The organism is Suttonella sp., assembly GCF_056855035.1.
In genome coordinates, this window is the sequence record NZ_JBXGGR010000084.1 from 1 (window position 1) to 6,780 (window position 6,780).

Sequence of the window (6,780 nt, forward strand, 5' to 3'; positions counted from 1 at the left end):
AAAACCAGTCAGCAAAGCGATTTTTGAGGCTTCAATATCGGCACAAAAGTGCCGAATAATTTTTTTGAGCTGATATGTGCTTAATTTACTGTTGTATCTCATTTTTCTAGTCTAACAGAGTGATTCTGCTAGTCTAGAGCCTCCTTAATTAGGACGGAAGAGAAGCTCAACGCCCTCCCCGCTCAATTGCAAAAATTCTGCCTGCTGTTTTGCCTTTGTAATACGGCGCAAAGCAGATAAATAATCGCTCTCCAAACGCATTTGCTCAATATCACCGGCCATACGCGTGATTTGAATATTCTCATCGACTGATAAATCGCTGCCGCTACGCTCTACGGCTACGCGATATTGATTAACGCCGCTATTGCCGCTAAATTCGCCCTCGCCCGTCTGCAAGGTAATCGGTGCTAAGGCGGTATTTAAGGGGCGATTATCAATGCTGCCTTGGCTCAATTGCCATAATCCCCGCTCATGATTCGGACCAAGCACACTATTTGCCGAGCCTAGTCCCGAACTTTGGCAAGCGCTTAATAGGAAACCGACGGCGGCAACACAAGCCAACGTATAAGAATGGCGTTTAAACATCATCAAATCCTTGTATTTTGCATTCATTTGCCGCGATTATTTATCCTCTTTGCCCGCTTGCATTTCAGCTTCGCTGATATGCGCTGCAGGTTTTTCAATCGGCATACCGGGTTCTTTTGCAGTTGCCGCTGCTTCTTCTGCCGTCAACTCCTGCGCCGCCATTGCGGCGATTTCCGATTCATCCGGCATTGCCTCGGGCTTATCAACGACTTGCATGGCAGGTTGCAGCTGCTCAATCGGCATTCCCGGTTCAATTACTTGGTTTTTAGGCGCTAAATCCTTAAGGTCTTTTTCATTGCTCATTGGTGCCTCTGCTTATTTATTGTCTTGATTTTCACGAATATGACGCTTCACTTCCGCTAAAGGGTCAACATTATCTTGGGGTTTTACTGCGGTAAGTCCTGCATTTTCCGCCGCTTTTTGAGCGGAAGTTTTTTCTGCGCTTTCCGAGACTGCTTCTGGTGCAGCGGCTTTGGCTTTATCAAGCGCTTGAGCACTTTCTTTTTCCGAAATATGTGTCGCCGGTTTTTCAATCGGCATACCCGGCTCTTTCGCCGTCGCGGCAACAGTTTGATTATCTTTTACTTCGGCGCTAACAGCCGCTTGCACCGCCCCATTTGCCGGCGCCACCGGTTTTTCCGCCACTTGAATGGGCGCTGCAGGTGCCGCAGGAACAGGTTTTTCAACCACAGTTTTTTCTGCCGTTTCGCCTTCATTGATTTGAGCTTTTGGAAGTGGGTTAATGGCGGCTTCGGTTTTGGCGACTTTATCATTTTTTGGCTGAGCCGCAGGTTTTGCCGCTTCTGCCGGACGCGGAGCAACACGCACATTGGCTTCTGTTTTTGTATCCGCTTTATGTTCGTTTTTATTTTCTGCTTTGTTTTCTATGCTTTCTTGTGCATTGCTGGGGCTAGGAATACTGGATTGACGCGCTTCGATATTGCTTAAATAAGCCAACGTAACGGCTTTGCCTTGACGCTTGGCGCGCTCGATTTTCAAAGCCTCGCCTTCCATTAATTGCTGCGCACCTTCAGAGAGATGATCAAAAACTTCTTGATAGCTTTTGGTCAGATTATCCACTGCCGTTGCTGTTTTACTAAAATGAGTATTGACTTTTTCGCGGTAGTTTTTGTATTCGGCTTGCAATTCATCATACGGTTTTTGCAAAGGATTATCAGCAGGTTCAGCGTTTTTGCGCCCAAGCAGATAAAAAATAATCGCGCCGAGCACAAAGCCGATTAAGGCGGCGATAAGCACTTCGGGGCTTAGAAAAGTATTCGCAGCTGATGTTGTTTCCATGATGTTTCTCCGTTAATGTCAATATGCCGGTTTTGGATTGTAACAGATTTTATTTTATTTCTGTAAACAGCCTTGCTGCATAGTCATTTATAAACAGTAATAGCGATTACCTTGCGTATCGCTTAAAAGGCTGTCTGCATAGCGGTCTTGCACGACGGCAAGGGCAAGCAGGCGCTCGTTTTCAATACAGCTTTCAATAATATTTGCCGCTGCTTGTTCTTCTGCGTAGAGTGTGTCGCCGACGGCAAGCGGGCTGCTTTGCGCGGTTTCGCTCTGCAATAGTTGCAGATGGCGGCGCACGGGTGCGCGCGAATGGGCGCGGGCAATGATTTCTTGTCCGATGTAGCAGCCTTTGGCGTAGCTGAGTCCGCCGTTTTCTTCCAAGCCGAGCATTTGCGGCAGGAATTGGTCTTGGGTGGCTGGGAGGATTTGCGCGAATCGTGCGGCGATGTTATCCGCCGCTGAAAAGCCGGTGATGCCGCCGAAAGAGAGGCCGTTGTTTTCTAATACGGCGCTGCGTTCTGTGCCGCCGATGGCGGCTATTTCCAGCTCCGCACGCGGTATGAGTTGCACGGGGCGGTTGAGGCTGAAGAGTTTCCAGCGTTTGGCGATGCTTTCGCCGAGTGCTTCGGGCATGAGGGCGAAGTAGTTTTTCTCAATGCGGGCGATGCGCAGCATGGCTTGCACTTTGCCTTGCGGCGAGCAGAAGGCGGCGTTTGTCCAATGACCTTCCGCGACTGTGCGGATGTCGACGGTGAGGAGGTTTTGCAGATAGGTTTCCGCTTCAGCGCCTGCGATTTGCAGAATAGATAGAGAAGATTGTGATTTCATGAGAAAAACCATGTTTAAAATTTAGATGGATTGGCGTATTATAACAGACCCTTAATAATGTCGGACAAATCGCATGTCAGAGCATCATCATCGGTCGGACGAGCCAGCGTCAGACGAAAAAAAACTATCCGTGCAGCTGAGCCAAGTAGAAGAGAAGACCGCAGTTGTTGAAGAAATCGGCGGTCCCGAGGGTTTAGAGCCTACTCGCTACGGCGATTGGGAACGCAAAGGGCGTTGTATCGATTTTTAGATATAGCTTCCTCAGATTAAAATGAGACAATAAATATTTTCAATATATTGAAAATATTTCAATATATTGTTTTAAGGCGTATCATTTTAATCTGAAGAGACATATATCAAAAGTTTCTTGCCGATTGAAGCCCTCCTTTCAGGCAAGATAATGAAATTGGGAGAGTGGTCATCTCTTTCCATTCAGGGCAAAACACAGGGCGGCGCTTAGCTGTCGTGCTGTGTGTTGAAACATAAGTTGAAACATAAAATGAGGCAAACATCATGAAAGTAGCAAAAGATCAGCGGCCTTTGTCGCCGCATTTGCAAGTGTATAAATGGGAAACCCATATGGCGATGTCGATTTTGCATCGCGCTACAGGGGTGGCATCGGCGGTGGGTCTGCTGATGCTGACGTTTTGGCTCTTGGCTGCCAGCGGCGGCGAGGCTTCTTGGCGCAGCGCAAATCAGTTGTTTCGCAATCCTTTGATTGTGCTGATTATGTTTTTCTGGTCAGGGGCGCTGATTTATCATTTGTGCAATGGTATCCGTCATTTGACTTGGGATGTGGGCAAGGGCTTAGGCAAAGGCGATGCGCGCAAGAGCGCGAAAGTGGTGCAGATTGTCGCCGCAGTGCTGACTTTAAGTTTGTGGATTGGCATTTGGGCGCAGGGGTAGGATATGAGCAGCGTATTTCAAGCATTAAAACGCGCCAAAGGTTTGGGCTCGGGGCATAACGGCACGCATCATTTTATCGTGCAGCGCACGACGGCGGTGATTTTAATTCCTGTGGTGCTGTATTTTCTTTGCTCGGTCATCAGTTTGGTAGGCGCGGAGACTTTCCACGAGGTGCTTACCTGGTTTCGCAATCCTTTTAATAGCGGCATGGCGATTGTCTTTTTCCTTATGGGTTTTTATCACGCGGCTTTAGGTGTGCAGGTCGTGATTGAGGATTATGTGCATCAAGAGCCGGTGAAATGGTTGGCTTTGATTGCCGTGAAAGCGGTATGCGTGATTTTTGCCGCCGTGGCGGTGGTTTCCATTTTGCGTTTGGCACTGGGCTATTAAGGAGCAAGACATGACTCAGGAATATAAAATTCATCATCATAGTTATGATGTGGTGGTGGTCGGTGCCGGCGGCGCAGGTTTACGCGCGACTTTCGGCATGGCTTTGGAAGGTTTGAAAACTGCCTGCGTAACTAAAGTTTTCCCTACGCGCTCGCATACGGTTGCCGCTCAAGGCGGGGTTGCCGCCGCATTGGGCAATATGGGCGAGGATAAATGGCAGTGGCATTTTTATGACACGGTCAAAGGCTCGGATTGGCTGGGCGACCAAGATGCGATTGCCTATATGTGCCGCGAGGCGATTCCCGCGATTATTGAATTGGAGCATTACGGTGTGCCGTTTTCGCGTACCAAAGACGGCAAGATTTATCAGCGTCCTTTCGGCGGTATGACGACGAATTTCGGCGAAGGTCAGGCGCAGCGTACTTGTGCCGCCGCCGACCGGACAGGACATGCCATGCTGCATACTTTGTACCAGCAGGCGTTGAAGCATCATGCGGAATTCTATATCGAATATTTCGCCACCGATTTGCTGATGGGCGAGGACGGTTCTTGCCGCGGCGTATTGGCTTTGGATTTGCAAAGCGGCGAATTGCATGTGTTTAATGCGCAAATGGTGGTTTTAGCCACTGGCGGCTATGGTCGCGCATGGCTTTCCTGCACTTCCGCCCATACCTGCACCGGCGACGGCAACGGTATGGTACTGCGTGCCGGGTTGGCATTGCAAGATATGGAATTTACCCAATTCCACCCCACCGGCATTTACGGCTCGGGCTGTTTGATGACCGAAGGTTGTCGCGGCGAGGGCGGTTATCTGACCAACGGCGAGGGCGAACGCTTTATGGAGCGCTATGCGCCGAGCGCCAAAGATTTGGCATCGCGCGATGTGGTCTCGCGTTCCATGTCGATTGAAATCCGCGAAGGACGCGGCGTGGGCAAACACAAAGACCACATTCACTTGCATTTAGAGCATTTGGGCGCACAGGTGATTAACAAGCGGCTGCCAGGTATTGCCGAAACGGCGAAAATCTTTGCAGGCGTAGATGTAACCAAAGAACCGGCACCTGTGATTCCTACCGTGCATTACAACATGGGCGGCATTCCCACCAATTATCACGGCGAAGTGGTGCAACTCAAAGACGGCAACCCAGACAGCATCGTGCCGGGGCTGATGGCAATTGGCGAAGCGGCTTGCGTATCTGTGCATGGCGCGAACCGCTTAGGCTCAAATTCTCTGCTGGATTTGGTTGTTTTCGGACGTGCCGCTGCGCATCGTGCCAGAGCCGTGATTCAGCCGAACAGCAAGCCTGCGCCGATTCCGTCCGCAGCCTTGGATAAAGCCTTGCAGCGCTTCTCCGATATTCATCATGCACGCGGCGATTTGCGCACCGCGGAAATCCGCGAAGCCATGCAGCGCACCATGCAAAACCATGCTGCGGTATTTCGCACCGCCGACAGCCTCAAAGAAGGCGTAGCGAAAATGGCAGACGTATTCAAACAATTGCCGCAAGTGCGCATTGCAGACGAAAGCCTCAATTGGAACAGCGATTTGGTGGAAACTTTCGAACTTGCTAACCTGTTGGCTTGTGCGCAAGTCTCTATCGTTGCTGCGGAAAACCGTCATGAAAGTCGCGGTGCGCACGCGCATGAAGACTATCCAGAGCGTGATGATAAAGAATGGATGAAGCACACCCTCACATGGCTTGCAGAAGATGGTAGCGTCAAAATCGACTACCGCCCCGTACATGACTACACTGGCACAGACGAAGTCGATTACGTCGTGCCGAAAAAACGCGTTTATTAGGAGTAAAACCATGGCTGAATTCAAACTGCCGGCAAACTCTGTCATCAAAGAAGGCAAACACTACCCCGCACCGGCGGGGGCAACCAACGTCCGCAGCTTTAAAATCTATCGCTGGGATCCGGGCAAAAACGAAAACCCGCGCACCGATACCTATGACATCGACATGGACGACTGCGGGCCGATGGTTTTAGATGCGCTGCTCAAAATCAAAAACGAAATCGACAGCACGCTGACCTTCCGCCGCTCCTGCCGCGAAGGCATCTGCGGCTCCTGCGCCATGAACATCGACGGCAAAAACACCTTGGCATGTATCTGCGCGACGGAAAGCGTGCCGGAAAATAAAAGCGTCAACATCTATCCGCTGCCGCATATGCACGTCGTTAAAGACCTTGTGCCGGATCTGACGCATTTCTACGCCCAGCATGCTTCCATCAAACCTTGGCTGCAAACCGAAACGCCGGCGCCGGAGCGCGAACGCCTGCAAAGCGAAGAACAGCGCGCCAAATTAGACGGCTTATACGAATGTATCATGTGCGCCTGCTGCTCCACCTCCTGCCCGAGCTATTGGTGGAACAGCGAAAAATACCTCGGACCTGCCATATTGCTGCAAGCCCACCGCTGGATACAGGACAGCCGCGACGAAGCCACCGCCGAACGTTTGGACTTCTTGGAAGACAGCTTCAAACTTTATCGCTGCCACACCATTATGAACTGCACCAACACCTGCCCCAAAGGATTAAACCCCGCCAAGGCAATCGCAGAAATCAAAATGAAATTAGTCGAACGGCAGACATAAGAAAAGCGGCGCAAGCCGCTTTTTTAAAGAAGGCAGATTCAAGTATGAAGTGCAACGCGCCCAAAGCTAGCTTTAACCTCCAATGGCGTCATAAAGCCTAGCACCTTACGAGGACGATTATTCAAATTGTCCTCTATCTCTTTGATGAATTCAGCGCAGAGATTATCAAGTC

9 protein-coding genes and 1 pseudogene are annotated in these 6,780 nt (G+C 50.3%); 5 read left to right on the forward strand and 5 right to left on the reverse strand.

The genetic code is table 11. The features are described from left to right. Positions 1–144 precede the first annotated feature (144 nt). The 4 genes from ACJHVI_RS07355 to ygfZ all read right to left on the reverse strand — a co-directional run bounded on the left by ACJHVI_RS07355 (position 145) and on the right by ygfZ (position 2,715). Entirely contained in the window at positions 145–588 is a 444-nt protein-coding gene (locus ACJHVI_RS07355; protein ID WP_483184118.1) for an META domain-containing protein, read from the reverse strand. Positions 589–621: 33 nt separating this feature from the next. Beyond that, positions 622–888 carry a hypothetical protein gene (locus tag ACJHVI_RS07360; protein WP_483184119.1) on the reverse strand — a complete coding sequence of 89 codons (267 nt, stop codon included), beginning with the start codon at positions 886–888 and terminating at the stop codon, positions 622–624. Positions 889–900: 12 nt separating this feature from the next. After that, positions 901–1,884 carry a Z-ring associated ZapG family protein gene (locus ACJHVI_RS07365; protein WP_483184120.1) on the reverse strand — a complete coding sequence of 328 codons (984 nt, stop codon included), beginning with the start codon at positions 1,882–1,884 and terminating at the stop codon, positions 901–903. Positions 1,885–1,971: 87 nt separating this feature from the next. Next, entirely contained in the window at positions 1,972–2,715 is a 744-nt protein-coding gene (gene ygfZ, locus ACJHVI_RS07370; RefSeq protein WP_483184121.1) for a CAF17-like 4Fe-4S cluster assembly/insertion protein YgfZ, read from the reverse strand. 130 nt (positions 2,716–2,845) lie between these two features. On the opposite strand from ygfZ, the gene ACJHVI_RS07375 reads away from it, so the two are divergent. The 5 genes from ACJHVI_RS07375 to ACJHVI_RS07395 all read left to right on the forward strand — a co-directional run bounded on the left by ACJHVI_RS07375 (position 2,846) and on the right by ACJHVI_RS07395 (position 6,608). After that, positions 2,846–2,965: a DUF1674 domain-containing protein gene (locus ACJHVI_RS07375; RefSeq protein ID WP_483184122.1), complete on the forward strand. Its 120-nt coding sequence runs from the start codon at positions 2,846–2,848 to the stop codon at positions 2,963–2,965. Between the two features lie 263 nt (positions 2,966–3,228). Continuing rightward, a complete protein-coding gene (sdhC, locus tag ACJHVI_RS07380) occupies positions 3,229–3,621 on the forward strand; it encodes a succinate dehydrogenase, cytochrome b556 subunit (RefSeq protein WP_483184123.1) in 393 nt (130 codons plus the stop codon). A 3-nt stretch (positions 3,622–3,624) separates the two neighbouring features. After that, complete coding sequence (gene sdhD / locus ACJHVI_RS07385) at positions 3,625–4,011, forward strand: succinate dehydrogenase, hydrophobic membrane anchor protein (protein ID WP_483184124.1); 387 nt, start codon at positions 3,625–3,627, stop codon at positions 4,009–4,011. Positions 4,012–4,021: 10 nt separating this feature from the next. Beyond that, positions 4,022–5,812, forward strand: a complete 1,791-nt coding sequence (gene sdhA / locus ACJHVI_RS07390) for a succinate dehydrogenase flavoprotein subunit (RefSeq protein WP_483184125.1) — start codon at positions 4,022–4,024, stop codon at positions 5,810–5,812. Positions 5,813–5,822: 10 nt separating this feature from the next. Then, complete coding sequence (locus tag ACJHVI_RS07395; protein ID WP_483184126.1) at positions 5,823–6,608, forward strand: succinate dehydrogenase iron-sulfur subunit; 786 nt, start codon at positions 5,823–5,825, stop codon at positions 6,606–6,608. 38 nt (positions 6,609–6,646) lie between these two features. On the opposite strand, the pseudogene ACJHVI_RS07400 reads toward ACJHVI_RS07395, so the two are convergent. Next, positions 6,647–6,780 (reverse strand): annotated as a pseudogene (locus tag ACJHVI_RS07400) (IS30 family transposase); the annotation flags it as partial.